The sequence below is a fragment of the Agrobacterium sp. 22-3639C2 genome (assembly GCF_053522105.1).
This window is the reverse complement of record NZ_JBNWDB010000001.1, coordinates 761,740-788,327: the sequence shown is the minus strand read 5'-3', so window position 1 is coordinate 788,327 and position 26,588 is coordinate 761,740. Positions and strand designations below refer to the sequence as shown.

The following is a 26,588-nucleotide window of genomic DNA, read 5'->3' as shown; positions in this document are numbered from 1 at the left end:
AAGCCCGCCGTCGATCATTGTAGGTAGATCAACAATGACCTAAGCTGCGCTCCTAAATCACCGAATGCGCTTCGCGGCCGGTTCCGGAACCAGTTCGCCATTCAGGCGGCGGTCGAGGTAGTCCTCGCATTCGCTCATCAGCTCATCAACCTTGCCGTTGAAGAAGTGGTTGGCGCCGGGAAGGGTGCGGTGGGTGATGAGGATGCCCTTCTGGGTCTTCAGCTTTTCGACCAGACCGTTGACGTCCTTCTCAGGCGCGACCTTGTCGGCGTCGCCATTGATGATGAGGCCGGAAGACGGGCAGGGGGCGAGGAAAGAGAAGTCGTAGGTGTTGGGCTGCGGCGCAATCGACATGAAACCTTCGATTTCCGGGCGACGCATCAGAAGCTGCATGCCGATCCAGGCGCCGAAGGAATAACCGGCGACCCAGCAGCTTTTCGAATCGGGATGCAGGCTCTGCACCCAGTCGAGAGCGGATGCGGCATCGGAAAGCTCGCCGGCGCCATGGTCAAACTCGCCCTGGCTGCGGCCGATGGAGCGGAAGTTGAACCGGAGCGTCGTGAAACCGCGCTTCTGGAAAAGATAGAAGAGCTGATAAACGATCTGGTTGTTCATCGTGCCGCCGAACTGCGGGTGCGGATGAAGGATGATCGCTATCGGCGCGCTCTTTTCCTTGGAGGGTTGATAACGGCCTTCGAGGCGACCCGCAGGGCCGTTAAAAATGACTTCGGGCATTGGTACTCCGGTCGTGTTTTTTCATTCTCCAACCGCATTCTTCCGACGAGAAGACTTGACGAACTGTGTCATCTTTTCTAGAACGCAGTTTAGAATAATTCGAAACTTTGCGTGTGCTTAAGCACTCGGACCGTGTCATAAGGCAAGCGCAACTGTAATTTCAAGAAAAATGCGTTTTGGCGCATGGAAGATTGAGCGAAGCTTTTCCGCGATGACGGTTTTGACGCGCACATATATGGACTGGAACGCCACGGCGCCGCTTTTGCCTGCCGTGCGGGATGCTCTTGTCCGCGCTCTCGATATCACGGGTAATCCGTCCTCCGTACATCGGGAAGGGCGCGCAGCCCGTGCGGCCGTCGAGGCCGCGCGTCGTGACGTTGCTGTGGTCTGCGGTGCCCAGGCGTCGCATGTGACCTTTACGAGCGGTGCGACCGAAGCGGCCAATCTGGTGCTTTCGCCTGAATTCAAGATGGGGCGCGCTCCCGTACGCTATGGTCGTCTTTACGTTTCGGCGATCGAACACCCGGCTTTTCGCGAAGGGGGCCGGTTCGACAAGGCTGACGTTACGGAAATTCCCGTTACGTCAGCGGGTGTCATCGATCTTGCGGCCCTTGAGGCGCTGCTGTCAGCGCACGACAAGTCCACTGGTCTGCCGATGGTCGCCTGCATGCTGGTCAATAATGAGACCGGCATTCTTCAGCCGGTGGCTGAAGCGGCGCGGCTTGCACATGCAGCAGGGGGATTGATGGTCGTCGATGCCGTGCAGGCTGCTGGCCGCGTTCCGCTCGATATCAATGCATTGGATGCCGATTTCCTTGTGATCTCGTCCCACAAACTTGGTGGCCCGAAGGGTGCTGGGGCGCTGGTGTCCCGCGGCGAGGTGATGATGCCAAAGCCGCTGATCCATGGTGGTGGCCAGGAAAAGGGACATCGTTCCGGTACTGAAAATACCCTGTCGGTCATCGGTTTCGGTGCCGCCGCCGCTATTGCTGCGCAAAACCTCGAGACCGAAGCGACGCGTCTTGCAGAGCTGCGCGCAAGGCTGGAAGACGGCATGCGGGCAGTCACGCCTGACGTGATCATCTACGGTGAGGATGTCGGCCGTGTCGGCAATACCACGTTTTTCACCTTGCCCGGTTTGAAGGCGGAAACGGGCCAGATTGCATTCGATATCGAAGGCATTGCGCTCTCGGCCGGTTCGGCCTGCTCTTCCGGCAAGGTGGGTGAAAGCCATGTGCTGACGGCGATGGGACGCGATCCCAAGCTTGGCGCACTCAGGATTTCCCTTGGTCATGCGACTGATGAGGCGGATATCGAGCACGCGCTCGCAGCCTTTACGAAAATTGCCGGGCGGCGCAGGCTGACCGGTCAGGCCGCTTAAAATGCGGCAAAGAATTGCGGAATAGCAATTTTCCGCTTGCCGGGATGTGTGAAAAGCGCCATCCCGCACTTACATGGGTATAAGCTCCGCCCCGTTTATACGGGCCCGGATTATTTGCCCGAAGATGGATGAAGGCGGCTATCCGCCTTGATACGTTGACAAGCCACCGGACCTTGGCTCCGGCGAGATTGGAGAACGACATGGCAGCGGTTCAGGAAACGATCGATCAGGTTCGCCAGATCGATGTGGACCAGTATAAATACGGCTTCGAAACCGAAATTGAAGTCGACAAGGCCCCGAAGGGCCTTTCGGAAGAGGTGATCCGCTTCATCTCGGCCAAGAAGCAGGAGCCGGAATGGATGCTGGAATGGCGTCTTGAGGCTTACAAGCGCTGGCTGACGATGGACGAGCCGACATGGGCGCGCGTCAGCTACCCCAAGATCGACTTCAACGATCTCTATTATTATGCCGCACCGAAAAGCACGCCCGGCCCCAAGTCGCTGGACGAAGTCGATCCGGAGCTGCTGAAGGTTTACGAGAAGCTGGGCATTCCGCTGAAGGAACAGGAAATCCTGGCCGGCGTGGAAAACCGTCGTGTGGCCGTGGATGCCGTGTTCGACAGCGTCTCCGTTGTCACCACCTTCAAGGCGGAACTGGCAAAGGCCGGCGTGATCTTCATGTCGATCTCCGAAGCCGTGCGCGAATATCCTGATCTGGTGAAGAAATATCTCGGTTCGGTCGTGCCGCAGACGGACAATTTTTACGCAACGCTGAACTCGGCCGTCTTTACCGATGGTTCATTCGTGTTCGTGCCGAAGGGCGTGCGGTGCCCGATGGAGCTTTCCACCTATTTCCGCATCAATGAAAAGAACACCGGACAGTTCGAGCGCACGCTGATCATCGCTGAAGAGGGCGCCTACGTCTCCTATCTGGAAGGCTGCACCGCGCCGCAGCGCGACGAGAACCAGCTTCACGCCGCCGTGGTCGAACTCGTGGCACTCGACGATGCCGAAATCAAATATTCCACCGTCCAGAACTGGTATCCGGGCGACAAGGACGGCAAGGGCGGCATCTACAACTTCGTGACCAAGCGCGGCGATTGCCGTGGCAACCGTTCGAAGATTTCGTGGACGCAGGTTGAAACCGGCTCGGCCATCACCTGGAAATACCCGTCCTGCATTTTGCGCGGCGACGACAGCCGTGGCGAATTCTATTCGATCGCGGTTTCCAACGGCCATCAGCAGATCGACAGTGGCACCAAGATGATCCATCTCGGCAAGAACACGTCGAGCCGCATCATCGCCAAGGGCATTGCCGCCGGTTTCTCGGAAAACGTCTATCGCGGGCAGGTCTCGGCTCACCGCAAGGCGACCAACACGCGCAACTTCACGCAGTGCGACTCGCTTCTGATCGGCGACAAGTGCGGCGCGCATACCGTGCCCTATATCGAGGCGAAGAACTCGTCTGCTCATTTCGAGCATGAGGCGACCACGTCGAAGATTTCCGAAGACCAGCTGTTCTATTGCCTGCAGCGCGGCATCCCCGAGGAGTCGGCGATCGCACTGATCGTCAATGGCTTTGTGAAGGATGTTATCCAGCAGCTGCCGATGGAGTTTGCGGTTGAAGCGCAGAAGCTGATCGGCATTTCGCTGGAAGGTTCGGTCGGCTGATCGTCATACGAATACGCACTTTGAGTGCGCGGTTTCGCGCACCTTCGCTCACACTATTCTTAGGATAAAACCATGCTTGAAATCATCGACCTGCACGCAAAGATCGCCGATACCGAAACCGAGATCATCAAGGGCCTCAACCTGAAGGTTGCTGCCGGTGAAGTTGCGGCCATCATGGGCCCGAACGGTTCCGGCAAGTCGACGCTGTCCTACATCCTGTCGGGCCGCGAAGACTATGAAGTCACCTCCGGTGACATCCTCTATAACGGCGAAAGCATTCTGGAACTGGATGCCGCCGAGCGCGCTGCCAAGGGTATTTTCCTGGCCTTCCAGTATCCGGTCGAAATTCCGGGTGTTGCCACCATGCAGTTCCTCAAGGTTGCTATGAACGAGCAGCGCAAGGCGCGCGGCGAGGCCGAGCTGACGACACCGGACTTCATCCGTCGCGTCAAGGAAGCTGCCGGCGATCTGAAGATCGACATGGACATGCTGAAGCGTCCGCTTAACGTTGGTTTCTCCGGCGGTGAAAAGAAGCGCGCCGAAATCCTGCAGATGGCGCTGCTGGAGCCGAAGCTCTGCGTTCTCGACGAAACCGATAGCGGCCTCGACATCGACGCGCTGAAGATCGTGGCTGATGGCGTCAACGCGCTGAAGTCGCCGGATCGCGCCACTGTCGTCATCACCCACTACCAGCGCCTGCTCGATTACATCGTGCCTGATAGCGTTCACGTTCTTTACAAGGGCAAGATCATCCGTTCGGGCGACAAGGCCCTGGCGCTGGAGCTGGAAAACAATGGTTACGCCGACATCATCGGTGAAGCGGCCTAAGCCAGAGGCCAGGAGGTGATGTCCATGAACATTCAAACGACCAATCGGCTGACGCCAGCGGAAACCGCGCTGATCGACGCCTATACCGCCAAGTTCAGCGAATTGCCGGGCAATGGTGCGGTTGTCGCCGCCCGTGACGTGCTGTTCGACGATCTGAAGACCGGCGGTCTTCCGACCCGCCGCATCGAGGCGTGGCACTATACCGATCTCAAGAGCCTGTTGCGTGCCATTCCCGAGGACCAGCCCGCACCTGTTATCGACAAGCAGGCGTCTGTTGTCGCCGGCTCGTCCGTCGCCTACGTGCTGCATGGCACGGCCAATGTGGGCAAGATCGAAGACATCAGCGTTTCCAGCTTTGCCGAGAGCCTGCTTGACGGCTCGGCCGCCACAGGCCTTGCGGAAGCCAGCAAGGACGACGTGATCGGCCGTATCAACGGCAGCTTTGTGCGCGACGGCCTGATGCTCGACATTCCCGCTGATGCCGAGATCGAAAAGCCGATCGAATTGCAGGCGATCCATGGCGCAGGTCAGGTTCACAGCCGCTTCCCGGTGCGCTTCGGCAAGGGTTCCAAGGCGACCGTCATCGAGCGTCACCTTTCGGTGACTTCGGATGCCGCCCTGGTTTCCTCCGTCACCGACATCGTTGTCGAAGACGGTGCGGAAGTGACCTGGATCATCCTGCAGCAACAGGGCGCGGCCGATATTCATCTTGGCCAGCTGCGCATGAAAATCGGTGCGGACGCCAAGATTCGTCTATTCGTCATCAATGCCGGCGGTAAGCTGGTGCGGCAGGAACTGCGCATCGACGTGGACGGCGAGGGTACTGACCTCATCGTTCGCGGCGTCAACCTGTTGGGCGGCGAAACCCATACCGACGTGACGATGGTTCTTGGCCACAACGTGCCGAACACGACCTCGACGGAAGTGTTCCGCAACGTGGTCTTCGACCGTGCAAAGGGCATTTTCCAGGGCATGATCCGGGTTGCCCCCGATGCCCAGAAGACCGATGCGAAGATGGCGTGCAATACGCTGCTGATGTCTGACGATGGCGAGTTCTCGGCAAAGCCGGAGCTTGAAATCTTCGCCGACGACGTTCAGTGCGGTCACGGTGCGACGGTTGCCGATATTGACGACAACCATCTCTATTATCTGATGGCGCGCGGCGTGCCGCGGGCAAAAGCGCGGGCGATGCTCGTCAATGCCTTCGTCGCTGAGATCGCCGAGGAACTGGAAGAAGAAAATCTGGTAGAGGCGCTAGAGACTATCATCTCCGGCTGGCTGGAACATCATGCCTGAGAGCGAACGCGCCGCATTGGCGGCCCCTTATGACGTTGAAGCCGTGCGGAAGGATTTCCCGATCCTGTCGCGCGAGGTCTATGGCAAGCCGCTGGTCTATCTTGACAACGGCGCGTCCGCTCAAAAACCGCAGGTGGTGATCGACGCCGTTTCGCATGCCTATTCCAATGAATATGCGAATGTGCATCGTGGCCTGCATTTCCTCTCCAATGCCGCAACCGACGCTTATGAGGCGGCGCGCGAAAAGGTGCGCCGTTTCCTGAATGCCGGTTCGGTGGACGAGATCGTCTTCACCAAATCCTCCACCGAGGCGATCAATACGGTTGCTTACGGTTACGGCATGCCAAAGATCGGCGAGGGCGACGAGATCGTCATCTCGATCATGGAACATCACTCCAACATCGTGCCGTGGCATTTCATTCGCGAGCGGCAGGGCGCCAAGCTTGTCTGGGTGCCTGTCGATGATGACGGCGCGTTCCATATCGAGGCTTTCGAAAAAAGCCTGACGGAGCGCACCAAGCTCGTTGCCATCACCCATATGTCGAATGCGCTGGGCACCATCGTGCCGGTCAAGGAAATCTGCCGCATCGCCCATGAGCGCGGCATTCCGGTGCTTGTCGATGGCTCTCAGGGTGCGGTTCACATGCCGGTTGACGTGCGCGATATCGATTGCGACTGGTACGTCATGACCGGCCACAAGCTTTACGGTCCCTCGGGCATCGGCGTGCTCTATGGCAAGGCTGACCGCCTGAGCGAGATGCGGCCGTTCCAGGGCGGCGGCGAGATGATCCTCGACGTGTCCGAAGACAATGTGACCTATAACGAGCCGCCGCATCGTTTCGAAGCGGGAACGCCGCCCATCGTGCAGGCTATCGGTCTTGGCTATGCGCTTGATTATATGGACAATCTCGGCCGTGCCGCGATTGCAGCCCACGAGGCTGATCTTGCGGCCTATGCTGCCGAGCGGCTGCGCGAGGTCAACTCACTGCGAATCATCGGCAATGCGCCTGATAAGGGCGGTATCTTCTCCTTCGAACTCGAGGGCATCCATGCCCATGACGTGTCGATGGTGATAGACCGGCGCGGCGTTGCCGTGCGTGCCGGCACCCATTGTGCCATGCCGCTCTTGAAACGGTTCGGCGTCACCTCCACATGCCGAGCATCGTTCGGCCTTTACAATACCCGCGCCGAAGTAGATCGTCTTGTCGAGGCGCTTGATTATGCGCGCAAATTTTTCGCCTGATATCAGGATTGAGGTTCAGGACCATGACTGCCGAAGCCACTGCAAAGACCCATGATGTGACCGAAGACGCTGCAAAGCCGTCTTCCATTGCGCCCGACGAACTGGCGCGTCTTAGCGACGACGTGATCGCGGCGCTGAAAACCGTGTACGATCCGGAAATTCCGGCCGATATTTTCGAACTCGGTCTCGTTTACAAGATCGATATCGAGGACGACCGGATGGTCAAGATCGTCATGACGCTGACAGCACCGGGCTGCCCGGTTGCCGGCGAAATGCCGGGCTGGGTGGAAAATGCCGTCGGCGCGGTCGAAGGTGTTTCCGGTGTCGAAGTGTCGATGACCTTCGATCCGCCGTGGACGCCGGACCGCATGTCGGAAGAGGCTCAGGTCGCCGTCGGCTGGTATTGAGACTGACGTGATTTTGACAGGCGTCATCCCTTGATGGCGCCTTCAAGCACTATTAAATTGAAATCCATAAACATCGAGCCTTGAACTCGATTGTCGAAGGAGAATTAAGCCCATGGGCTTTGCGATCATGACCATGACCGGGGCTGCTGCCTCGCGCGTTAAAGCAATCGTCGAGAATTCCGGCCCTGACGCCAAGGGTGTGCGCGTCGGCATCAAGAAGGGCGGCTGCGCGGGCATGGAATATACCATCGACCTCGTGACGGAAGCGGATGCGAAGGACGATCTGGTCGAATTCGATGGAGCCAAGGTGTGGGTTCAGCCCTCCGCCGTGCTCTATCTGCTCGGCACCCAGATGGATTTTGAAGTGACCAAGATGCGCTCCGGCTTCACCTTCAACAACCCGAACCAGACATCCGCTTGCGGCTGCGGTGAGTCGGTGGAACTGAAGCCTGCCGATCTGGCGGCGCTGGCGAAGCAGCGCGAGGCTGAAGCCAGCGTTTGATTGGCTGCGCCATTTTTCCGATCAGAGGGATGTTTGCTGTTTCAGCGTATCGATAAAATCCGCCAGCGGATGAATCGATGGCGTCGTTGTCAAAAGCGGCTCGAGAGCTGCTGCAATCTTCCCGCAATCCTCCTCGGCAAGTGGTCGAAGGCTGGAGCTGACTTTGTTGTAGTCGGGCGTTCCGCGTGACGCGAGGGAGCGATTGATCACAAACAGTTCCGTTTGCCCGTCAATTCGTTCCACGAAGAGCGCAAGCGAACCGCCGTCTGCAGCAGCGGCGCTATCCGATACCGATTTGAACATCGAAACTCTCCGTAAATCATGAACCTTTTCCGTTGAGGCCGTTGCAGCCTCGACGGCTCGTTTCACTCGTGTCGCAGCGCCTCGATCGGGCTCAAACTCGCTGCCCGCCGCGCCGGGAAATAGCCGAAAATCACGCCGATGGCAGCCGAGAAGGCGAAGGCGAGGAAGATGATTGACGGGCTGGTGACGAAGGGCACGTTGAGGAAGCTGACGACGCCATAGGCAAGGCCAAGGCCCGTCAAGATGCCGACCGTGCCGCCCAGGGCAGAGAGCATGACGGCTTCCACCAGAAACTGCGTCAGTACCTGTTTTTCCAGTGCGCCGATGGCGAGGCGAATGCCGATCTCGCGGGTGCGCTCGGTTACCGAAACCAGCATGATGTTCATGATGCCGATGCCGCCGACCAGCAGGCTGACGGCTGCAACCGCACCCAGAAGCCCTGTGAGCAGCGTCGTCGTGCCGGTCATGGCCGAGGCGATCTGCGTCATGTCGTTGACGGTGAAATCATCCTCGCGGCCAATGTTGATGCGCCGCCGTTCCCTTAGCAGGTTCTGCAGGTCGCTTTGCACCTTGGCGGTGGAAACGCCGTCCTGCGCGGAGACCATGATGGAGGAAATGGTGGTGGTGCCGCCGATGCGCCGCTGGTGGATTTTGAGCGGCATGATGATCGTATCATCCTGATCGTCGCCGAGGCCGGATTGGCCTTTTCGGGCGAGAACACCGATGACGGGGCAGGAGATGTTGCTGACGCGGATCGTCTGGCCGACAGGGTTTTCCGCACCGAACAGTTCCTGCCGCACCGTTTCGCCGATGATGCAGCCTATCTGCCCGCCGCGATCTTCGGCCGGCTGGAAGTCACGGCCCAGCGCAAGCGTCCAGTCCTGTGCCACAAGATAATCATTGGTGGTGCCGATGACGCTTGTCTGATGGTTCTTGCCGCCGAAAATGACCGTTGCGGCGGAGCTGCGGTTTTGAGGAGCAACGGCGCGCAGGCCGCTGATCTGGTTGCGGATCGCCTCAACATCGCGATCATCGAAACGTTTGGCTTCCGTGCTGGCGCGGCCGGGCCCGAACTGGCCGGGGCGCACGAACAGCATGTTGGTGCCGAGCCGCGACAATTCCGATTTCACCTGTTCAGTCGTGCCGTTGCCGATGGTTACCATGGCGATGACGGCGGCAACACCGATGACGACGCCGAGCACGGTGAGGAAGGAGCGGAGCAGGTTGCGGCTGATGGCGCGCAGCGCAAGACGCGACGTTTCAAAGAACATCGGAAGTCTCCTTGTTTTCCGCTGCGCTGTCGGAGGCGAGATGGCCGTCCAGGAAACGCAGAAGGCGTCCCGCATGGGCAGCGATATCCTCTTCATGCGTGACCATGACGACCGTAATGCCCTTGTCGCGGTTGAGCGTGGTGATCAGCTCCATGATCTCGGCGCTGGTTTTGGTGTCGAGGTTGCCTGTGGGTTCGTCGGCCAGAAGCAGAGCGGGGCGGGTGACGATGGCCCGCGCAATGGCCACACGCTGCTGCTGACCGCCGGAAAGCTCCTGCGTCGTGTGGTGCTCGCGGCCATTCAAACCCACCTGTGCCAGCGCCTCCATGGCGCGCGCGCGCCGTTCCGAGGCTTTCATGCCCCGGTACACGAGCGGCAGCTCGACATTTTCCACCGCCGAGGTCCGCGACAGGAGGTTGAAGCCCTGAAACACGAAACCCAGCATGTGGCGGCGCAGCAGCGTCAGATGTTCATTGTCGAAACCGCTGGTCGGCACGCCCTGAAACAAATATTCGCCCGATGTCGGCACATCCAGGCAGCCGATGATGTTCATCGAGGTGGATTTGCCGGAGCCGGATGGCCCCATGATGGCGACGAATTCCTTCTCGTGGATCGACAGGCTGACGCCGTCAAGCGCGCGGATCGTCGCTTCGCCCCGGCCATATTGCTTGACGACATCGCGGAATTCTATGAGCGGCGGCTGTTGCATGTGGTTTTCCTCCGTCAGCCGGCGTTGCGGGCTGAGGCGTCGGTAATCACCAGATCGTCGGCCTTCAACTCGCCCGATTTTACCACGGTATGCTGGCCATCGGTGGAGCCGGTTTCGATCGAAACCGAGACTGGTGTGTTGTTACGCAGCACCCACACCGTTCTTTTGCCTGTCGCGGCCGGACCGGCATCGCGGTTCTGCGACCGGCCCATGCGGGGAGGGCGGAACAGGCTCATCAAGCCACCGCCACGGGAGGCGGATTCGCGCGGCGGCGTATATCGGAGCGCGGAATTCGGCACAAGCAGCGTATCCTTGATCTCCTCGACGACGATATTGGCGGTTGCCGTCATGCCGGGGCGCAGCAGCAATTCCTCATTGTCCACCGTCAATATGCCCTTGTAGGTCACTACGTTAGACACGGTCTCGGAGGCGAAACGCACGGTCTCTATTTCAGCCGGGAAGCTACGGTCGGGATAGGCATCGACGTTGAAGGTGGCCTTCTGCCCGGTCTCGACTTTGCCGACATCCGCCTCATCCACCGACACCTGCAATTCCATATGGCGCAGATCGCCAGCAATGGTGAACAGCACGGGAGCGTTGAGCGAGGAGGCAACGGTGGCGCCGGGATCGACACTGCGGGTGAGGATGACACCATCGATGGGCGAGACGATCTTCGCCTTGCCGAGATTGACCTCGGCCAGCCGCAAATCCGCTTCCGCCGAAAGCACGGTCGCCTCGTTGACCTGTAGCGTGGCGCCGGCGGCATCGTGGTTGAACTGCGCGGCATCCAGATCCTGCTGGCTGGAGACCCGGCTCTGGACGAGGGACCGCAGACGCTCCATCGATGTTTTTGCCGAGCCGAGATCGGCGCGCGCCTTCAGCACATTGGCCTTGGCGGAGGCAAGCTTGGCGCGGGCGCTCTGCACGTCGGCCTCCAGCTTGTTGGTGTCCAGTTCCGCCAGAATATCGCCTGATTTGACCGGGCTGTTATAGGTAACGTTGACCTTGCGAATGGTGCCGGACAATTCGCTCGATATGTCGACCTGATCGGTCGGCTGGACTGAGCCGGTGGAGGTTACGATGACGGAAAGGTCGCCCTGTCTCGCCGCTTCCGTGGTGTAGGTATAGGCGACGCCTGCGGCACGCGACTGGTAATAATAACCAAGGCCCCCGCCGATCAGCACCACGGCTGCTGCGGCATAGAGATAGCGGCGCGACTTCTTCTTTCTACCTGACCTGCTGGTACCCAGAATGTCCCGCAGATCGGGCTGGCTGTTTTCCGTGTCGCGGCCATTGGTGTTGGCGTCATTCATTTTCGTCACCCGCAAAATTCAAAATACCACAGAGGATTGTTTCCAACCCCTGTTTCCGGTCCGTCTGTCGCTGTTTGTATTCCTCTGATTGTGGGAAGTGACATAGCTTGCCCAAAGGGGGAAGTGAAAACTTGGTAATATTTATGATAGCTCTGGTCTGCTAGAGATAAATCCGAAAAGGCCGATGCCATTGATGTGGCGCCGGTTTCAGCAGCGACATGCAGGACGATGATATAATGAACGACAATGTGGTGAAGTTCCGCAAACCGGCGCCCCCGAAAAAGCCGCGCCAGCCGCTTGGGCCAAAATCGAAAAAAGCCCTGACGATCGCCGCCATCATCGCTTTTTTCGCCGCCGCCTGGGGGTATTTTACGCTGTTCGGGCAGGGGTGACGCTCTGAAAGCCGTATTGGGTATAGACGCCGCATGGACTGTTACCCAGCCAAGCGGGGTCGCCTTGGTCATCAACGATGGAACAGGCTGGACGCTGCGTGCCGCCGCATCTTCCTACGTAGGCTTCCTTGCTTGTGGAACCGATATCCCGGTTCTCGCTGATCGCCCAAGGGGATCAGTTGCCGAAGCATCGGCGCTTCTGGCGGCCGCAGAAGCCCTTGCGGGATGCAAGATCGATCTCGTTACGATTGATATGCCGCTCTCGCATCAACCGATTACTGCCCGCCGTGCTTCTGACAATCTGGTGTCTTCCGCCTATGGTTCCCGGCAATGCGGCACCCACACCCCAAATGCAATCAGGCCCGGCAAGGTCAGTGATGATCTTAAAATGGGGTTTGAACTTGCGGGATATCCGTTATTAACCAGGGAAATCAGCAGTCCCGGTCTGCTCGAAGTCTACCCGCACCCTGCGCTTGTTGAACTGACCAACGCCGCGAAACGGCTTCCGTATAAGCAGGGAAAAGTCGGCAGCTACTGGCGGTCGGATACGTCCGCAGACCGTCGCGCCAAACTCCTCGAGGTCTGGTCTTCCATCATCGCACATCTGGATCGACGGATAGGTGGGGTTGCCGATGCACTCATCATTCCCGCGACGAACGCAAAGGGATGGGAGATGAAGGCTTTTGAGGACAAGATGGATGCCGTCGTGTGCGCCTGGGTCGGGATTTGTGCTTTGGAGAGTGAGGCAGTGCCGTATGGCGACGACATTTCCGCGATCTGGATCCCGAAAGCGGCAGTTTAGATGGAGATGGCGACCCCTGCAGGATTCGAACCTGCGACATTCGACTTAGAAGGTCGACGCTCTATCCAGCTGAGCTAAGGGGCCGTCGTGCCGGACTATTATTGCTCCGGCTGAAAATCGTTCAGTGCGTCTTCTTCAATGCGTCCAGGGCTGGGTGCGGTTGAAGCGGAAATTATCCGTGTAGGATACAACCTTGCGGGTTGCTTCCTTTGGCTGGATGACGCGGTATTCGATGCCCTTGCGCTGCGCATAGGCTTCGGCCTGTTCCTGCGTCTCGAATGTCAGCTTGACCTGCTGCTTCATGTCGGATGTCGAGGTGTATCCCATGATCGGATCGATCTTGCGCGGGACCTCAGCGTCGAATTCCAGAACCCAGACATTGGTTTTCGCCTTGCCGGATTGCATGGCGGTCTTTGCAGGGCGGTAAATCTTCGCAGACATGTCGAAACTGCTCCGGTTGGGCGGTGGGGCATGCGCCCCGGATTACTATTCACGTACCTGAATAGAATAACCAAATCGTGTCAGGAACGCTGAATTTGAAATGGACCGACTCCATGTGAGAGTCAAGACGATTATCCCTTGCGGCCTCTTCACGGTCCCATCGCGTTGCATGAGTTTTCAACAATCGAGACAATGGGCTCAACAAAGATGAATTTCCCTGTTGCGGACTGCGGGTGAACCGTGTATTCCCCAGCCATCGCCTCGGCGGAGTGTAGCGCAGTCTGGTAGCGCATCTGGTTTGGGACCAGAGGGTCGGGAGTTCGAATCTCTCCACTCCGACCATTTAAAGCGAAACATTCGCTTGTCGGTGTAACCCCTTCAAATAAAAGCTTCCGTTCAGTCCGCTGAAGGTCCGGCCAATGTGCTTTCGGCCGTGCCGATCGTCATGACATTGCCGCGCCATGCAACCGCGCTGCCGATCCAGCTGCGTACCCAGACGAATGGCATGATGACATCCCGCGCGACCATTGCCGGAAGGGTATAGAGGGATACCGGCCACCGGTTGAGAGCTGCGAGCGCCAGTTCCGGGCCATACATGATGGCGAGTACGGCAATCGCGGTGACGGCAAGGTTCACATCCGCGGCAACGGCGGCAGCGAGTGCGAAGAGGAGCGGGGGAAGCGCGCCGGTGAGGATTTCCGGGGCGAAATATTGCGGGAAGGTGACGCGCCGCAGCCGCGCCCAGCGGGTCTGCCGCGACCAGATCTCACCGGCATGGCGCTGTCCGAGCGGCTGCTCGAACGGGGCCGACACCAGGTGTACCTTGCGGCCGGCATTTCTGACCAGCTTCGTGGAAGCGGCATCTTCGGCGATTTCGGCGGCGAGCGCGCGGATGCCGCCGCGCTCTTCCAGGAATGGCTTGTTCCACAACATCGATTTGCCCTGCGCGAAGCCCATGCCGATGGCTTCCGCCGCATATTGCCAGCGGCCTTGCGAGCCGTTGAGGAAGGCGCATTCCACGTGCGCCCAGAAGCCATTCGGCCGGGAGCCGAGCGGTGGCGAGCAGACCAGTCCGCTATCCGGCCGCCAGGCCGACATCATGGTTTCGATATAGGATTGCGGCATCAAAACATTGGAATCGGCCAGAATGACCCATTCGTGCCGGGCAGCACGCCAGCCCTTGACGCAATTGTTCAGTTTGGGATTGGCGCTGATGCGATCATCGCCGATGAGCAATTGCGCTGAAACTGCGGGGAAGGCCGCGCTTGCCTTGCGCACTTCCTCGATCACGGGATCGAACTCGTCGGCGACGCAGAACAGAAGCTCATAGTCCGGCCAGTTGAGCTGGAAGGCGCGCGACAGCGTCAGCGGTGTGAAAGTTTCGATGCCGCGCAGCGGCACCACCAGTGATACCGGCGGTTTCTGCCGGACAAGTGCGTTGTCCGTATCGCATCTTTTCAGCCGCCAGCCTGCCAGAACGACGCCGAGAAGATTGAAGGCGAGGAGCAGAATTGCGCAAAGGGCAAAAACAGTTTCCATGCTGGCCAGTTCCACTCCCAAGCTTTCAGCGGTTTACCCGCCAACCGATTCCATGGAATTCGTCATTGCGGATTATAACGTTTGCATGACAGTTACATGTCATGTTCCGCAGGCAGGATCCGACTTCGGTCGTTCATGCGCCCCTGGCGCACGGGTCGATGCCGCGTTTGTTACCGAGAAAGCGTGAACGGTTTTTGCAGACTACCTCTTCGCTAGGGGAGACGGTCGTTTGCCTGGTTGAATGCCATAACGACGAAGCGGGCGTGTCGCGCTATCAGGAATAGTCACGTCGAAACACCGATTGTAAGACAGAAATCTATCCGAGTATTGACTGCCGGTGCATGGGGAAAATTAAGACGGTGTATCTCACAGCAACCTCCCGATCCCTGTGCGCCCGGCCATTTGAATAGGACGAAGCTCAGGCTTCAATCAAACGGGCGATCCACGCAGGTGGATTGCCCGTTGTTTTGACCTCTGGAGCCATGTTGATGAACGCAGATCGACTTGCCGCTCATCCGGTTGTCATCACCGTAAGTGATTGATATTTAGTCGATAATATTCACAAAGCTTTCCGCTTGACGAGCTAGTGGATGTTCAGAATATGCGCGTGGCTGCTTGCGACCAGAAACGATTCCCGCGCTTTTTCGATGTCGCATTTTCCGGCGATAGCATCGAGACAGTTCCTGCGTGCGTCCTCATATTCCGGTCCGTGTTCGTCCGGCCAGCGGTACATCAACATGTCCAGCGCCACCAGAGGGCTGTAGATTTCCACCGCTGCGGATAGCGGCAGGTGGATCGCCACCGGCTTCATCCACGAGGCGTGGTGACACGGCTCCGTTTTGTTAATCAGCATGTCATTCTCCTCCCTGTTTCATGCGCCTTGACGGCAGATTTCACTCCCATGCGCGAAATGCTCACCTCACAAAATGGTTCCCGATCACCTAAAATGTGATCGGGCAGGGGGTTCCAATTTGCCAAGATGAATGGAAGATGAACGAATTGATGAACCGGAGATGAACAAAACCGTGATTCGGGCGTTGTAACAGCCAAGAAGGAGAACGCACATGTTCAATTTGTCAGGCATTCAGGAAAGCTTTTTTGGAGACCGCATGGCGGGTGTGTGCGAGGCCATCACCTCTGCACTGGCTTTCGAAAACGGTCTCGAGAAGTCGCGGATTTCCGCAACCGTCGAAAATGACGTGATCTATCTTGAAGGGACGGCGGATTCGGTCGAGGCAATCGACATTGCCATCAATCTTGCCGCATCCATTTCCAATTGCCGGATTTTGAGCCATATCGAGCCGGTCTACTGAGATCTTGCCGGCCGGGCGAAACGTCGTCCGGCCTTTTCAGACGCAGTAACGCGGCAATGTCATTTCCGGTTGCCGATTTGTGCACTGCGAACCACATCGCCCGGTTTGATGCCGTAGCGTTTGGCAGTGCCGCCATTCAGTTCAAGCACGAATTTGACCGACCCACGGGAGCTGATGATCGCTTCTGAATGTGGCACGGCGTTTTCGTGGATATGGGTTATGCGCCCGTCCCGTGCGATGAACAGCATGTCGAGCGGAATGAGAGTATTCCTCATCCACATGGCTACATCCCGCTCCTTGCCGAAATCGAACAGCATACCGCTTCCAAGCGGCATGGACTTGCGAAACATAAGGCCCTGTTCGCGCTGGGCGTTGTCCAGCGCCAGTTCCGCAACAAATTCGTGGGTTTCTCCGGAGGCGGTCTCTATCGTCAGCGGTTCGGATTGAAACGTCTGCTGTTGTTGAGCCTGTGCTGCGCTTGAGAGCGTGAAAAAAAGAAGCGCCAGAACGGCGCTCTTCATCAAGTTGCGAAACACAGCGGCCATCAGTGCGACATCCCGATCGGGGCCGGGTTGTCGGGGTGGATTTCCGCCGCCATCAAACCCTTGTCGCCATCGCCGAAGCGCACCAGCACCACTTGGCCCGGACGCAGTTCCGTGAGGCCGAAACGGCGCAGCGTCTCCATATGCACGAAAATATCTTCAGTGCCTTCGCCGCGCGTCAAGAAGCCAAAACCCTTGGTGCGGTTGAACCACTTGACGATTGCACGCTCAAGCCCGCTTGACGGCGTAACCTGCACATGGGTGCGCACCGGCGGCAGCTGCGACGGGTGAACGGCGGTGGACTGATCCATCGACAGGATGCGGAAGGCCTGAAAGCCGCGGTCACGCCGCTGGATGAGGGCAACGATGCGCGTACCCTCGAGAATGGTCTGATACCCATCGCGACGCAGGCAGGAGACATGCAGCAGCACGTCCTGCATGCCATTGTCAGGCACGATAAAGCCGAAACCCTTGGCAACGTCGAACCATTTCACCGCGCCGGTGATTTCGGTCAGGTCCACGGCATCGGCCGAAAGGTCCTCGACATCGACTATCGTTTTCGATGACATCCTATCAGCCATATCCTGCCAACCCCTCGATTACGCGCCACACACCGGTCAACTGATTCCTGTGTACCAGATTAACATCTTGGTAACGGTTCCACGCAAGCCCTAGTTTTTGATTTGCGTAGCTGCTTTTATGTCGCCGTCCTTGTCCGGGGCTTGCGATCATGCGTTTATGGCCCGGAAAAGCGTATTGGAGAGGAAGAAAATGCGGTATCTGCACACGATGGTTCGCGTCAAAGACCTTGGCGAATCAATGAAATTCTATTGCGACCTGATGGGTCTCGAGGAAATACGCCGGATCGAAAACGAAAAAGGCCGTTTCACTCTGGTTTTTCTTGCAGCGCGCGACGATATCTCTGCGGCGCGGGAAAAAAAGGCGCCTTCCCTTGAACTCACCTACAACTGGGACACCGAAGATTACACCGGCGGCCGCAATTTCGGGCACCTGGCCTATGAGGTCGACAATATTTACGACTTCTGTGCCCACCTTCAGCAAAATGGCGTCGTGATCAACCGGCCGCCGCGTGACGGTCACATGGCCTTCGTTCGTTCGCCCGACGGTATTTCCTTCGAAATCTTGCAGAAGGGCGAAAGCCTCGCGCCAGCCGAACCGTGGATATCTATGCAGAATACGGGTTCCTGGTAGGGGTTTTCCCGACCAGAAGCGACGATTTCGGTCACTCTTGCCTTGTCCGGATGGGTTGAGGCATAGTCCGCGAATCGAAACGGCATGTCCTGTTTTGAAAAAGCAGACGATTCCGTTCCCGTGCTGCTGTTGTAAATGCAAGATACGGAGGCCACCCATGAAAGCTGTCGATAGCGCGAAAGGACGCGTTGCCTGTCAGCGTCTTGTTGTCGCGGTTTCGTTGCTCGGGCTTGCCGGATGCGTTTCAGCGGTGACGGATGACGACATGGCTGCCAACAGCAAAAAGCCGGCGATTTCCGCCGAGCAGAAGGCGCAGGCGGCATCGGCGGTTCATAGTCCGGCCGCCAAACAGCAGCAGGGGCATTACGTGGATCCCGCCGTGGCCTCCGCAACCGGCGGGGCCGTTGCGGCCCAGCCGCAGGCGCCCGGTGGCCCCGCACAAGGCTACGGTGCCGCCGCCGATATTGGCGGCCTGACGACGCAGCCGACGGCGATTTCCGCGGGTACATCAAGCATATATTCAAGCAGACCTACCGTTGCGGCGGGAGCTACAGCCGCAGCGGGCGCACCTTCCCAGGGGATCGCGCCCGCCGTCAGCAGCGTCTATTCGGCACCAGTGCAGGCGACACAGCCGCAACCGGTATCCGCAACGGGACAAGTGCCGACTGCCGTGCCGGTACCGGCAGAACAGCACAGCGAAAACCGTCAGGCGGTTCCCGTACCAGCGCCGCAAAATGCGTCGGAACAGCTCGCAGCTGCTTCAGCACAGTCTTCTGGAGCCGCAAAACGGGCAGGCGAGGGGCAGGAAAGTGAGGGCACAGTAGTGCCGCTGGCAGCTTTCTTCGCCGGTGCGGCCAAGAAGCGCCTTCCGAAAATGATCGAAAACGGTACGGCGGAGAATACGCAGGTTGCGGCGCTCTCCGGCGGATCGGACAGGACGATGGGTATAGCGCTTTCCGGCCGTTCGATGATGTCTGACGAATTCGACGATGCGCATCTCGAAGACGAGGATGACCAGCCGGCCGGCCTGATGAAGCTTGCCTCGCTCTCCGGCCTCACCCGAGTTTCTCCGAACGGGCTTTTCCTGCAGACCGATCATGTTGAAGTCGGTTGTTTCAAGCCGGAACTGGTGCGCATGATCAAGGATGTCGAGCGCCACTACAACAGCCCGGCCATCGTCACCTCGGGTTATCGCCCGCCAAAGGGCATAAGGCAGGGTTCCAAGCACTACACCTGCGATGCAGCCGACATCCAGATCAAGGGCGTTTCCAAATGGGAGCTTGCGTCCTATCTGCGCTCGATGCCGCAGCGTGGTGGTGTAGGCACCTATTGCCACACCGAATCGGTTCACATGGATACGGGCGAAGCCAGAGACTGGAACTGGCGCTGCCGCCGCACCGCCCCGCGTAAATAATCTCGCGCCGCATTCTCGAACCATCAAAGCTTGCGCGTTGCTCGCCCGAAATTCTGCCGGCATGGAAATCACGGCATGCAGACAGGGTGCGCCACATGCTGTAGGAGACGGTTTCCCGACCCTATGCGCATGGTGCTTTCCGAATGCTGCCGATATCCGCTTTTCCCGTTTACATCATCTCCATCGCCAGAGCGCGCGCCCGTCTTGAAAAGATGCTGAACGGAGCATCAGGTCTTGGGCTAGATTTGCGCCCGGTGGAAGGTGTTGACGGTAAGACCATTCCCGCTGCCGAATGGACGGATTTTAACAGGCGCGGCTTTGAGCTTCGCAACGGCCGTCATGCCTTGCCTGGGGAGTATGGCTGTTATGCCAGCCATATCAAGGCACTGGAGATATTCCTCGCCACGGATGTGCCGGTTGCCGTGATCGTTGAGGATGATGTTGCCTTCACGCCTGACTTCTCCGATCGGGTCAAGGCAATGATCGCGATCATGCCTGAGAATTCCATCGTAAAGCTGACCAATCACCGCCACAGAGGTTTCAGAGCTAGGAAGACCAGCGCTCTCGGAGACAAGCTGGGGCGCTGCATATACGGGCCACAGGGATCGTCGGCCTGCTATATCATCTCACGCGGTGGAGCGGAGAAGTTTCTGAAAGCGGCAAGGGTGATGACGCTGCCTTTCGACCGGGCGCTGGAATGCGGCTGGGGTTACGGCACGCATGTATACGTCACCGAAAAAGATTTTCTGCCTTTCGGCGATCCGGACACGCTGGTCGGCACGCGCGCGGAATATCGCGGCAGCAAATTTGCCCGGTTGAACCGGGTGCCAGCCTATCTCTCCAGTTTTTATGACAATATTGCGCGGTATGTGTACGCCTATCTGTAGAGGGAGGCCGCTTAACGCACGAAATCTTCCCTCTGGACCGCTTTGCGGCCCGTGAGGCTTTCTTTTTGGATGCTGAAGAAAATCGGCTTGGTGGAGTCTGTTCCATTTTCGTGCGGATGGATCGTTGAGCCTCCCGGCTCCCACCAGTTCGGGTGTTTCTGGATCAGAGACCAGGCGTAGATCCGCTCGCTTTGCCATTGCTCGTTATCTTCAAGCTCCTGATAGAGGCCATGGAGAATTACGCTTGTCCATGTGCTGGTGTTTTTGACCTCATCAACCTGAAGGCAAACATGAGGGTTCAGGCGCATATTCTCTATCTTGGCTCCCATCATCGAGAAGCTGTAGACTCCACCCTCGTGAAACACGAAATGGATCGGCACCACATAGGGCCTGTCATGATCGATACAGGCAAGATGCCCGAAGCTCATCCGGGAAAGGAATGCGATGCATTCCGCCGATGTCATTTCTTCCAGATGGACACTTGACGCCATGATGATCACTCCGTTCTGGGCAGGCGACAACGATCATCTGATCGCGCCGCCTTCATTTTCCCATCTCTCGACAGCCGGGCTTCCGGATTTTTGGGTAGACTGAAATATGTCCCGGTTCTTATGGTGAGGAGCCGACGCAGCCGGGATTGGTTTACGCCTGCCGGAACCACGTCGAATGGCGGCGATCAGAACTGGCCTGCACGCGTCGAATTTCGACGAACCGCATAACGTTGCAGCACCCTTTTCAAGCCTGTCGATCGCCTTGACGAGCAGTGGCGCACGATCTGGATCGACATTTCGTTTTCGATTGGTGGAAGACATTTCGTCCTCCTTTGGTTGGGGCCAAGGCAGATGCACCTTTACATAACAGCGCCCGCTTCAAATGCTGCCATTGATTTATTCTGCGCTCTATATGAGGGATGCGCAAGCACATAGCTTGTCTGGAAACCATCCATGAAGTGCTGCAGCTGCTACTGTACCACCGGCACACAAAGCGCGTTCCGTTGCACATGGAATCGGCGCGCGGGCGCGATTTTCCGTATTTTGTCGTAAATTTTCTAGCCTGGTTGTTTCAGCACGAGTTTTGTCAAAAGGTCGATCTGCTGCTGCTGTTTATCGACGAGGGCTTTCAGCTCGATAGAGCGCATCCGATCGAACTTATCGTGCAGCGCCATTATTTCGATCTCTGCCTTCAGATTGACCTCGTAGTCATGTGCGGCGTCGATCCGATCCTTGGCCGCATGTCGGTTCTGGCTCATCATGATCACCGGCGCCTGAACCGCTGCGAGCATGGATAAGATGAGGTTGAGGAAAATGAACGGGTAGGGATCGAAGGCGTTCGAAGCCGCGATGATGTTTGCGCTCAGCCATATCGCAAGCAAAGCCGCAAATATAAGGATAAAGGTCCAGGAACCACCGAATTTGGCAACCGCATCCGCAAGCCGCTGGCCGGGCGTCAGTCTCTCGTCGAAAACCGCATTCGCGTCCGCCGAGATGGTGCGCCTTGCTGCAAGACGACGAAATATTGCTTTTTCCCTGTCCGGCAGCAGCTCAAGCGGTTTCCCCAGATAACGGCTCGCTCCCTCCGCCAGGTCCTGAGGTATGAGCATGTCACTGTCGTCTTCGATACGGGTTGCCATCGTTCTTTCTCCCTTGGCTCGCGTCACTCCGACGACCGCCTCCGGACCGAAGGTCGCCCCTACACGGATCAGGTATTAGCACACGCCATCGTACCATGCTTTGCATTGAGCTGCCTTATCGGCCGGTTCGCGAGCCAGGGGACGGCGTGTCAGGGAGGGCGGCGATTTGCGTTCTTCTGGGAGGCAGTTTCAGGGACGAGATCTGTCGTAACGCAACTTCAAGTCACGCGGCGCAAGCGCATATCGTTACCGCCAGCGAACATATCGATGGGCATTATGCGTCTTAACTTACTGATATCTTTGATAAAGGTGGTGAGAGCGCAGGGATTCGAACCCTGGACCTACTGATTAAAAGTCAGTTGCTCTACCGGCTGAGCTACGCTCTCCCGTGTCGGGGCTGGGATGCCCTTCGGAAGTGCGCGGAACATAGGTAGAGCGATCCGTTCGGTCAACCCAAAAAAAGCGCTTTCTACAATCAATCCGGTTTTTTTTGTCGCACCCCCGAAAAGGTGATTGGAGAGAGGGGGCGGCTGGGGATAAAAGCGGCTTCAGACATGTCTGGCAAACGGGTGAAATCGTTTTGCGGCAATGGCATGCGCCAAAATGAGAGCGTGAAACGCGGCGAATCTCGGGAATCGCGACGTGCCTTGCTGATCTTTTTGCGCGTGACGTTATCCCAAAACCGATTCCCGCTTTTGGGAGACATGCGTCAATGCGGAGTTCTTTCTTGTCGATTGCCGATATTTCCCTGTTCAGCGCGCTTCTGGCCGGTGCCCTTTCATTTCTGTCGCCCTGCGTCCTGCCGTTGGTGCCGCCTTACCTCTGCTATATGGCCGGTGTTTCGGTGGAGCAGTTCAGGACGGAGAATACCGCGCCGCGGCCTGAAATCCGCAGGGCCGTGCTGTTTTCGGCTTTCTTCTTCACGCTCGGTTTTGCCACGGTCTTCGTGGCGCTGGGTGCCGGTGCTTCGACGATCGGCACGCTGTTGCGCCAGAACCTCGATATTCTCGCCAAGATTGGCGGTTTCATCATCATCCTGATGGGCCTTAACTTTCTCGGTGTTTTCCGCATTGGCCTGTTTTCGCGTGAGGCGCGGTTTCAGGGGGCGGGCAAACCGGCTACGCTTTCCGGCGCCTATGTCATGGGCCTTGCCTTTGCCTTCGGCTGGACGCCCTGCATCGGTCCTGTCCTCGGCGCGATCCTCGGCGTTGCCGCCTCGCGTGACACGGTTGGAGATGGCGCGATGCTGCTTGCGGTCTATTCGCTTGGCCTTGCGGTGCCATTCTGGATTGCTGCAGCCTTTTCCGGTTCCTTCATGCGTTTCCTCGTCCGTTTCCGCCGCCATCTCGGTCTTGTGGAAAAGCTGATGGGTGTGTTGCTGGTGCTCACCGGCCTCGCTTTCATGACCGGTTTCATCACCAATGTGGCGATCTGGTTCCAGGAGACCTTTCCGATCCTGATGAAAATCGGCTAAGCCTCCCCGCGTATTTCATACGCGGGGGAAAGACTGTGGCCGATATCGTCGGATTGCTTTTGCCGTTTTTCGGCCTGATCTTCATCGGCTACGGCGCGGCGCGCATAACGAAACAGCCGGTCGAGGCGATGGGCTGGCTGAACACCTTCATCATCTATGCGGCGCTTCCGGCGCTGTTTTTCAAGCTGGTGTCGAAAACGCCGGTGGAAGAACTGACGCGCATGGATTTCGTTGCCGCCAGTCTTGCCTGCACCTACGGCATTTTCTTGGCTGTGTTCCTGATCGGCCGGTTCGTGAGAAAGAACAATCTCGCCGAAACGACGATCCAGAGTTTCGCGGCAAGCTACGGCAATATTGGCTATATGGGTCCGGGGCTTGCGCTTCTGGCGCTCGGTGAAAAAGCGGCAGTGCCCGTCGCGCTGATCGTCTGTCTCGAAAACGCCGCCCATTTCATCGTCGCACCGGCGATGATGGCGGTTGCGGGCGGTGACAAGCGCTCTGCAGCAAGGCTTGCGCTGGATGTGGCGCGCAAGGTCATTACTCACCCGTTCATCGTGTCGGTAATCGCCGGTTTTCTGGCCGCTTCGCTTTCATGGCAGCCGCCGGAGGCGGTGCAGCGGCTGGTGGATTATCTGGCGCAATCGGCGGCACCCTGCGCTCTGTTTGCCATGGGTGTCACGCTGGCGCTGCGGCCAATGAAGCGGGTGCCGGTCGAAATCAGCTATATCGTCCCGGCAAAGCTTATCCTGCATCCGCTTGCCGCTTATCTTGTGCTCTCGTCGCTCGGGCGGTTCGAACCGGTATGGATCTATTCCGCCGTGCTGCTTGCGGGCTTGCCGACCGCGACAAATGTCTTCGTCATCGGCCAGCAATATCACGTCTGGCAGGAGAGGGCGTCGGCGACGATCCTGATCTCGACGGTGCTTTCGGTCTTCACGCTGACGGGCGTGGTTTATTTCATCCAGCCTTTTTGAAGCTGCCGAACAGCAGCGAGGGCAGGGCCTTCAGCCCGCGCCCCGGCTCGATGCCTTCGCGCATGACCATGCTTCTGAGCGTGCCGATGCCGGATAGCACATGCAGACCAGCCGCACGCGCCATCTGCACCGGCAGTAGATCGGAAAGCAGCGACCGGTTGAGGAGATCGACGCTGAGGGTGCGGGTGTAGACATCCGCCCGCCGCTTGCGGTCGAAGCTACTGCCGGCATCCGCCGCAATCGGGCGGTCGGAGACGGCGCCGAGCAGGTCGGTGAGGGCGATGATGTCGCGCAGGCTGAGGTTCAGACCCTGTGCGCCGATGGGCGGGAAACCATGTGCAGCCTCGCCGATCAGGGCGACGCGGCCCTTGCCGAAGCGATGCGCGGTCATGGAAGACAGTGGCCATGCCTGCACGCTGTCTTCCACCGTAACGGCGCCGAGCATGGATTGCATGCGCTCCTCCACCCTGAGGCTGAGCGCTTCAAGCGGCAGTGCCGTCAGCTCTTCCGCTTGCGCTGGAGTGACAACCCAGACGAGGCTGGAGCGGTCGCCGGGCAGGGGAACCTGCGTGAAAGGTCCCGTGGGCGTATGGAATTCTGTCGAGACATTGCCGTGCGGCCGGCTATGGCTGAAGTTCAAAACGATGGCCGTCTGCGGATAGGACCAGGATTTGACGCCAATTGCGGCTGCATCCCGCACCATCGACTTCCTGCCATCCGCGCCGATCAGAAAATCTGCGGAGAGCGCTTCACCATCGCCAAGTGTTAACGATACACGGTCGTTGCCGATATCAATCGTCTCGGCGGTGGTTTCGAAGCGGGTAATATTGTGTTCCTGTTCGACCGCTTCGCTAAGCACGCCAAGCAGCGCCTCATTGGGAATATTCCAGCCGAATGCATCCAGCCCGATTTCAGAGGAGCGGAACTGCACGGTGGGCGCGCGCAGCAGGCGGTCGGTGCCGTCAATGATCTGCATGGTGGAAAGACGGGCTGCGGCAGGGGCTATGCGCGACCAGAGGCCTAGGCGGTCCATGAAGCGGATCGACTGGTCCATCAGCGCCGTCGTGCGCCGGTCCTTCTTTTCGCTGGGGGGCGCAACAAGCGCCACGTGGCGGCCCGCCCGCGCAAGCGCTATGGCCGCAATCTGGCCCGCAAGTCCCGCACCAGTGATGGCGATATCGAAGTGTCTCATGGTCCTGATCCGTTGTTATTTCCAAGGCATCATAAAGGCTTTGCGCGGGTAAATCCACTTTGACCCCGGAACATCCCGGCGTAAACATTCGTTGGTTGTACCGCTATATTAGTCCTAGGATAAGCCAGATCAGCCGGTTGCAAAGCGTGGTGAATGGCCGCATACCGGAATGAACAGGGCGGATGAAAAGCGGGGCGCAGACGCTGACCATGAAAATTTTCAACTACAAGCGTGTTCCCTACGCGGAAATCCGCGCCTTTTCCGTTCATATTTTGACGGCATCCGGGTCGTTTCTGGCTTTTCTTGGCGTCGTCGCCGCTTCCGAACACCGCTTTGTCGACATGTTCTGGTGGCTGGGGCTTGCGCTGCTGGTGGATGGCATTGACGGGCCCATCGCCCGCAAGGTTCGGGTGAAGGAAGTTCTGCCCAACTGGTCCGGCGATACGCTCGACAATATCATCGACTATGTCACCTATGTGCTCTTGCCCGCCTTTGCGCTTTACCAGAGCGGCATGATCGGCGAGCCGCTATCCTTCGTTGCGGCTGGCATGATCGTGGTGTCGAGCGCCATCTATTACGCCGACATGGGCATGAAGACGGACGAATATTTCTTCTCCGGCTTTCCGGTGGTGTGGAACATGGTGGTGTTCACGCTGTTCGTCATGGATGCCAGCGCCACAACAGCCATGACTGTCGTTACCGTCTCGGTGTTCCTGACATTCCTGCCGATCAATTTCCTGCATCCGGTGCGCGTGAAGCGATTGCGGCCGCTTAATCTGGCAATCGTATTCGTCTGGTGTGCGCTTGGCGGTTATGCGTTGCTGATGCATTTCGAAACGCCGACCTGGGCGGTGATCGGCTTTGTAGCGAGCGGGCTTTATCTCTATTGCATCGGCGGAATATTGCAGTTTTTCCCCGCGCTCGGCGCGAAATAAGAAAAGCGTAAAGCCGTTTATTGCTTGTGCAAATTGCATTTAAGCAACGTCTTTTTCAGTTGTGCGCAGCAGCAAAACAGTTATCAATAAATCATGATCGCGCAGCATTGCATACGTGTTGTAGCCTGATTGGGAACAATGACCACGGTTGCTGAAATGCTTCGAAGAAAGCATGGGTAGCCG

At 58.1% G+C, this 26,588-nt stretch carries 29 protein-coding genes and 3 tRNA genes; 17 read left to right on the top strand and 15 right to left on the bottom strand.

Features of this window, described 5'->3' with window-relative positions:
- Positions 1 to 57: 57 nt before the first annotated feature.
- The gene (locus ACQZ6D_RS03895) at positions 58 to 735 is read right to left on the bottom strand and encodes an alpha/beta hydrolase (RefSeq protein ID WP_003507952.1); all 678 of its coding nucleotides are present in this window, start codon (positions 733 to 735) and stop codon (positions 58 to 60) included.
- Between the two features lie 211 nt (positions 736 to 946).
- Here ACQZ6D_RS03895 and ACQZ6D_RS03890 point away from each other — a divergent pair, with 211 nt between their 5' ends.
- From ACQZ6D_RS03890 to sufA, 7 genes are all read left to right on the top strand, one after another.
- Positions 947 to 2,116 carry a cysteine desulfurase family protein gene (locus ACQZ6D_RS03890; RefSeq protein ID WP_448729619.1) on the top strand — a complete coding sequence of 390 codons (1,170 nt, stop codon included), beginning with the start codon at positions 947 to 949 and terminating at the stop codon, positions 2,114 to 2,116.
- Between the two features lie 200 nt (positions 2,117 to 2,316).
- The gene (gene sufB / locus ACQZ6D_RS03885) at positions 2,317 to 3,786 is read left to right on the top strand and encodes a Fe-S cluster assembly protein SufB (RefSeq protein ID WP_065702421.1); all 1,470 of its coding nucleotides are present in this window, start codon (positions 2,317 to 2,319) and stop codon (positions 3,784 to 3,786) included.
- 72 nt (positions 3,787 to 3,858) lie between these two features.
- Positions 3,859 to 4,614 carry a Fe-S cluster assembly ATPase SufC gene (sufC, locus tag ACQZ6D_RS03880; RefSeq protein ID WP_003507958.1) on the top strand — a complete coding sequence of 252 codons (756 nt, stop codon included), beginning with the start codon at positions 3,859 to 3,861 and terminating at the stop codon, positions 4,612 to 4,614.
- Positions 4,615 to 4,638: 24 nt separating this feature from the next.
- Positions 4,639 to 5,910: a Fe-S cluster assembly protein SufD gene (gene sufD, locus ACQZ6D_RS03875; RefSeq protein WP_065702422.1), complete on the top strand. Its 1,272-nt coding sequence runs from the start codon at positions 4,639 to 4,641 to the stop codon at positions 5,908 to 5,910.
- Complete coding sequence (locus tag ACQZ6D_RS03870) at positions 5,903 to 7,153, top strand: cysteine desulfurase (protein ID WP_003515973.1); 1,251 nt, start codon at positions 5,903 to 5,905, stop codon at positions 7,151 to 7,153. Before sufD ends, ACQZ6D_RS03870 begins: the two co-directional genes overlap by 8 nt.
- Positions 7,154 to 7,176: 23 nt before the next feature.
- The gene (locus ACQZ6D_RS03865; RefSeq protein WP_003515972.1) at positions 7,177 to 7,560 is read left to right on the top strand and encodes an SUF system Fe-S cluster assembly protein; all 384 of its coding nucleotides are present in this window, start codon (positions 7,177 to 7,179) and stop codon (positions 7,558 to 7,560) included.
- Positions 7,561 to 7,672: 112 nt separating this feature from the next.
- On the top strand, positions 7,673 to 8,062 hold the full coding sequence (gene sufA, locus ACQZ6D_RS03860; RefSeq protein WP_003515971.1) for a Fe-S cluster assembly scaffold SufA: 390 nt from the start codon (positions 7,673 to 7,675) through the stop codon (positions 8,060 to 8,062).
- 21 nt (positions 8,063 to 8,083) lie between these two features.
- Here sufA and ACQZ6D_RS03855 read toward each other — a convergent pair whose 3' ends face one another.
- The 4 genes from ACQZ6D_RS03855 to ACQZ6D_RS03840 form a co-directional block, all read right to left on the bottom strand.
- Positions 8,084 to 8,365 (bottom strand): hypothetical protein, encoded by a 282-nt coding sequence (locus ACQZ6D_RS03855; protein WP_065702424.1) that lies wholly within the window; start codon positions 8,363 to 8,365, stop codon positions 8,084 to 8,086.
- Between the two features lie 62 nt (positions 8,366 to 8,427).
- Complete coding sequence (locus ACQZ6D_RS03850; RefSeq protein ID WP_003515968.1) at positions 8,428 to 9,636, bottom strand: ABC transporter permease; 1,209 nt, start codon at positions 9,634 to 9,636, stop codon at positions 8,428 to 8,430.
- The gene (locus ACQZ6D_RS03845) at positions 9,626 to 10,345 is read right to left on the bottom strand and encodes an ABC transporter ATP-binding protein (RefSeq protein ID WP_065702425.1); all 720 of its coding nucleotides are present in this window, start codon (positions 10,343 to 10,345) and stop codon (positions 9,626 to 9,628) included. The genes ACQZ6D_RS03850 and ACQZ6D_RS03845 overlap by 11 nt, the downstream gene beginning before the upstream one ends.
- A 14-nt stretch (positions 10,346 to 10,359) precedes the next feature.
- Positions 10,360 to 11,658 (bottom strand): efflux RND transporter periplasmic adaptor subunit, encoded by a 1,299-nt coding sequence (locus tag ACQZ6D_RS03840; RefSeq protein WP_065687401.1) that lies wholly within the window; start codon positions 11,656 to 11,658, stop codon positions 10,360 to 10,362.
- Positions 11,659 to 11,894: 236 nt separating this feature from the next.
- On the opposite strand from ACQZ6D_RS03840, the gene ACQZ6D_RS03835 reads away from it, so the two are divergent.
- On the top strand, positions 11,895 to 12,050 hold the full coding sequence (locus ACQZ6D_RS03835; RefSeq protein ID WP_003515963.1) for a hypothetical protein: 156 nt from the start codon (positions 11,895 to 11,897) through the stop codon (positions 12,048 to 12,050).
- A 64-nt stretch (positions 12,051 to 12,114) separates the two neighbouring features.
- Positions 12,115 to 12,852: a DUF429 domain-containing protein gene (locus ACQZ6D_RS03830; RefSeq protein WP_065702544.1), complete on the top strand. Its 738-nt coding sequence runs from the start codon at positions 12,115 to 12,117 to the stop codon at positions 12,850 to 12,852.
- Between the two features lie 7 nt (positions 12,853 to 12,859).
- On the opposite strand, the gene ACQZ6D_RS03825 is transcribed toward ACQZ6D_RS03830, so the two are convergent.
- Together ACQZ6D_RS03825 and ACQZ6D_RS03820 are read right to left on the bottom strand one after the other, a co-directional pair.
- Positions 12,860 to 12,936 (bottom strand) — tRNA-Arg (locus ACQZ6D_RS03825).
- Between the two features lie 51 nt (positions 12,937 to 12,987).
- Complete coding sequence (locus ACQZ6D_RS03820) at positions 12,988 to 13,293, bottom strand: ETC complex I subunit (protein WP_003495468.1); 306 nt, start codon at positions 13,291 to 13,293, stop codon at positions 12,988 to 12,990.
- A 265-nt stretch (positions 13,294 to 13,558) separates the two neighbouring features.
- On the opposite strand from ACQZ6D_RS03820, the gene ACQZ6D_RS03815 reads away from it, so the two are divergent.
- A tRNA-Pro gene (locus tag ACQZ6D_RS03815) sits at positions 13,559 to 13,635 on the top strand.
- A 54-nt stretch (positions 13,636 to 13,689) separates the two neighbouring features.
- Here ACQZ6D_RS03815 and ACQZ6D_RS03810 read toward each other — a convergent pair.
- Positions 13,690 to 14,832, bottom strand: coding sequence for a ceramide glucosyltransferase (locus ACQZ6D_RS03810; protein ID WP_065702426.1), 1,143 nt, complete (start codon positions 14,830 to 14,832; stop codon positions 13,690 to 13,692).
- Positions 14,833 to 15,415: 583 nt separating this feature from the next.
- Positions 15,416 to 15,685: a DUF982 domain-containing protein gene (locus tag ACQZ6D_RS03805; protein ID WP_003515956.1), complete on the bottom strand. Its 270-nt coding sequence runs from the start codon at positions 15,683 to 15,685 to the stop codon at positions 15,416 to 15,418.
- Between the two features lie 211 nt (positions 15,686 to 15,896).
- On the opposite strand from ACQZ6D_RS03805, the gene ACQZ6D_RS03800 reads away from it, so the two are divergent.
- A complete protein-coding gene (locus tag ACQZ6D_RS03800; protein WP_003515953.1) occupies positions 15,897 to 16,145 on the top strand; it encodes a BON domain-containing protein in 249 nt (82 codons plus the stop codon).
- Between the two features lie 59 nt (positions 16,146 to 16,204).
- Here the strand turns inward: ACQZ6D_RS03800 and ACQZ6D_RS03795 are convergent, their stop codons facing one another.
- On the bottom strand, positions 16,205 to 16,690 hold the full coding sequence (locus tag ACQZ6D_RS03795; protein ID WP_019567113.1) for a DUF192 domain-containing protein: 486 nt from the start codon (positions 16,688 to 16,690) through the stop codon (positions 16,205 to 16,207).
- The gene (locus tag ACQZ6D_RS03790; RefSeq protein ID WP_013636345.1) at positions 16,690 to 17,268 is read right to left on the bottom strand and encodes a cold-shock protein; all 579 of its coding nucleotides are present in this window, start codon (positions 17,266 to 17,268) and stop codon (positions 16,690 to 16,692) included. The genes ACQZ6D_RS03795 and ACQZ6D_RS03790 overlap by 1 nt, the downstream gene beginning before the upstream one ends.
- Before the next feature lie 190 nt (positions 17,269 to 17,458).
- On the opposite strand from ACQZ6D_RS03790, the gene ACQZ6D_RS03785 reads away from it, so the two are divergent.
- The 3 genes from ACQZ6D_RS03785 to ACQZ6D_RS03775 all read left to right on the top strand — a co-directional run bounded on the left by ACQZ6D_RS03785 (position 17,459) and on the right by ACQZ6D_RS03775 (position 20,200).
- Positions 17,459 to 17,899: a VOC family protein gene (locus ACQZ6D_RS03785; RefSeq protein ID WP_003515949.1), complete on the top strand. Its 441-nt coding sequence runs from the start codon at positions 17,459 to 17,461 to the stop codon at positions 17,897 to 17,899.
- A 157-nt stretch (positions 17,900 to 18,056) separates the two neighbouring features.
- Complete coding sequence (locus ACQZ6D_RS03780) at positions 18,057 to 19,313, top strand: D-Ala-D-Ala carboxypeptidase family metallohydrolase (protein WP_448729618.1); 1,257 nt, start codon at positions 18,057 to 18,059, stop codon at positions 19,311 to 19,313.
- Positions 19,314 to 19,456: 143 nt separating this feature from the next.
- A complete protein-coding gene (locus tag ACQZ6D_RS03775) occupies positions 19,457 to 20,200 on the top strand; it encodes a glycosyltransferase family 25 protein (RefSeq protein WP_065702428.1) in 744 nt (247 codons plus the stop codon).
- A gap of 11 nt (positions 20,201 to 20,211) precedes the next feature.
- On the opposite strand, the gene ACQZ6D_RS03770 is transcribed toward ACQZ6D_RS03775, so the two are convergent.
- From ACQZ6D_RS03770 to ACQZ6D_RS03760, 3 genes are all read right to left on the bottom strand, one after another.
- Positions 20,212 to 20,721 (bottom strand): pyridoxamine 5'-phosphate oxidase family protein, encoded by a 510-nt coding sequence (locus ACQZ6D_RS03770; RefSeq protein WP_236735813.1) that lies wholly within the window; start codon positions 20,719 to 20,721, stop codon positions 20,212 to 20,214.
- 527 nt (positions 20,722 to 21,248) lie between these two features.
- Positions 21,249 to 21,830 (bottom strand): DUF1003 domain-containing protein, encoded by a 582-nt coding sequence (locus tag ACQZ6D_RS03765; protein ID WP_065702429.1) that lies wholly within the window; start codon positions 21,828 to 21,830, stop codon positions 21,249 to 21,251.
- 310 nt (positions 21,831 to 22,140) lie between these two features.
- Positions 22,141 to 22,216, bottom strand: a tRNA-Lys gene (locus tag ACQZ6D_RS03760).
- Positions 22,217 to 22,557: 341 nt separating this feature from the next.
- Here ACQZ6D_RS03760 and ACQZ6D_RS03755 point away from each other — a divergent pair.
- Both ACQZ6D_RS03755 and ACQZ6D_RS03750 read left to right on the top strand, forming a co-directional pair.
- Entirely contained in the window at positions 22,558 to 23,304 is a 747-nt protein-coding gene (locus tag ACQZ6D_RS03755) for a cytochrome c biogenesis CcdA family protein (RefSeq protein WP_025593718.1), read from the top strand.
- 35 nt (positions 23,305 to 23,339) lie between these two features.
- Positions 23,340 to 24,278: an AEC family transporter gene (locus ACQZ6D_RS03750; RefSeq protein ID WP_003515770.1), complete on the top strand. Its 939-nt coding sequence runs from the start codon at positions 23,340 to 23,342 to the stop codon at positions 24,276 to 24,278.
- On the opposite strand, the gene ACQZ6D_RS03745 is transcribed toward ACQZ6D_RS03750, so the two are convergent.
- On the bottom strand, positions 24,262 to 25,470 hold the full coding sequence (locus ACQZ6D_RS03745) for a UbiH/UbiF family hydroxylase (RefSeq protein WP_174047448.1): 1,209 nt from the start codon (positions 25,468 to 25,470) through the stop codon (positions 24,262 to 24,264). The genes ACQZ6D_RS03750 and ACQZ6D_RS03745 overlap by 17 nt on opposite strands.
- Before the next feature lie 209 nt (positions 25,471 to 25,679).
- Here ACQZ6D_RS03745 and pcsA point away from each other — a divergent pair, with 209 nt between their 5' ends.
- Positions 25,680 to 26,405 carry a phosphatidylcholine synthase gene (gene pcsA / locus ACQZ6D_RS03740; RefSeq protein ID WP_025593712.1) on the top strand — a complete coding sequence of 242 codons (726 nt, stop codon included), beginning with the start codon at positions 25,680 to 25,682 and terminating at the stop codon, positions 26,403 to 26,405.
- Positions 26,406 to 26,588: the final 183 nt, after the last annotated feature.

Coding starts and splice junctions, on each gene's coding strand:
- ACQZ6D_RS03895 (WP_003507952.1), bottom strand. CDS start 735: ATGCCCGAAGTCATTTTTAACGGCCCTGCGGGTCGCCTCGAAGGCCGT.
- ACQZ6D_RS03890 (WP_448729619.1), top strand. CDS start 947: ATGACGGTTTTGACGCGCACATATATGGACTGGAACGCCACGGCGCCG.
- sufB (WP_065702421.1), top strand. CDS start 2,317: ATGGCAGCGGTTCAGGAAACGATCGATCAGGTTCGCCAGATCGATGTG.
- sufC (WP_003507958.1), top strand. CDS start 3,859: ATGCTTGAAATCATCGACCTGCACGCAAAGATCGCCGATACCGAAACC.
- sufD (WP_065702422.1), top strand. CDS start 4,639: ATGAACATTCAAACGACCAATCGGCTGACGCCAGCGGAAACCGCGCTG.
- ACQZ6D_RS03870 (WP_003515973.1), top strand. CDS start 5,903: ATGCCTGAGAGCGAACGCGCCGCATTGGCGGCCCCTTATGACGTTGAA.
- ACQZ6D_RS03865 (WP_003515972.1), top strand. CDS start 7,177: ATGACTGCCGAAGCCACTGCAAAGACCCATGATGTGACCGAAGACGCT.
- sufA (WP_003515971.1), top strand. CDS start 7,673: ATGGGCTTTGCGATCATGACCATGACCGGGGCTGCTGCCTCGCGCGTT.
- ACQZ6D_RS03855 (WP_065702424.1), bottom strand. CDS start 8,365: ATGTTCAAATCGGTATCGGATAGCGCCGCTGCTGCAGACGGCGGTTCG.
- ACQZ6D_RS03850 (WP_003515968.1), bottom strand. CDS start 9,636: ATGTTCTTTGAAACGTCGCGTCTTGCGCTGCGCGCCATCAGCCGCAAC.
- ACQZ6D_RS03845 (WP_065702425.1), bottom strand. CDS start 10,345: ATGCAACAGCCGCCGCTCATAGAATTCCGCGATGTCGTCAAGCAATAT.
- ACQZ6D_RS03840 (WP_065687401.1), bottom strand. CDS start 11,658: ATGAATGACGCCAACACCAATGGCCGCGACACGGAAAACAGCCAGCCC.
- ACQZ6D_RS03835 (WP_003515963.1), top strand. CDS start 11,895: ATGAACGACAATGTGGTGAAGTTCCGCAAACCGGCGCCCCCGAAAAAG.
- ACQZ6D_RS03820 (WP_003495468.1), bottom strand. CDS start 13,293: ATGTCTGCGAAGATTTACCGCCCTGCAAAGACCGCCATGCAATCCGGC.
- ACQZ6D_RS03810 (WP_065702426.1), bottom strand. CDS start 14,832: ATGGAAACTGTTTTTGCCCTTTGCGCAATTCTGCTCCTCGCCTTCAAT.
- ACQZ6D_RS03805 (WP_003515956.1), bottom strand. CDS start 15,685: ATGCTGATTAACAAAACGGAGCCGTGTCACCACGCCTCGTGGATGAAG.
- ACQZ6D_RS03800 (WP_003515953.1), top strand. CDS start 15,897: ATGTTCAATTTGTCAGGCATTCAGGAAAGCTTTTTTGGAGACCGCATG.
- ACQZ6D_RS03795 (WP_019567113.1), bottom strand. CDS start 16,690: ATGGCCGCTGTGTTTCGCAACTTGATGAAGAGCGCCGTTCTGGCGCTT.
- ACQZ6D_RS03790 (WP_013636345.1), bottom strand. CDS start 17,268: ATGGCTGATAGGATGTCATCGAAAACGATAGTCGATGTCGAGGACCTT.
- ACQZ6D_RS03785 (WP_003515949.1), top strand. CDS start 17,459: ATGCGGTATCTGCACACGATGGTTCGCGTCAAAGACCTTGGCGAATCA.
- ACQZ6D_RS03780 (WP_448729618.1), top strand. CDS start 18,057: ATGAAAGCTGTCGATAGCGCGAAAGGACGCGTTGCCTGTCAGCGTCTT.
- ACQZ6D_RS03775 (WP_065702428.1), top strand. CDS start 19,457: ATGCTGCCGATATCCGCTTTTCCCGTTTACATCATCTCCATCGCCAGA.
- ACQZ6D_RS03765 (WP_065702429.1), bottom strand. CDS start 21,830: ATGGCAACCCGTATCGAAGACGACAGTGACATGCTCATACCTCAGGAC.
- ACQZ6D_RS03745 (WP_174047448.1), bottom strand. CDS start 25,470: ATGAGACACTTCGATATCGCCATCACTGGTGCGGGACTTGCGGGCCAG.
- pcsA (WP_025593712.1), top strand. CDS start 25,680: ATGAAAATTTTCAACTACAAGCGTGTTCCCTACGCGGAAATCCGCGCC.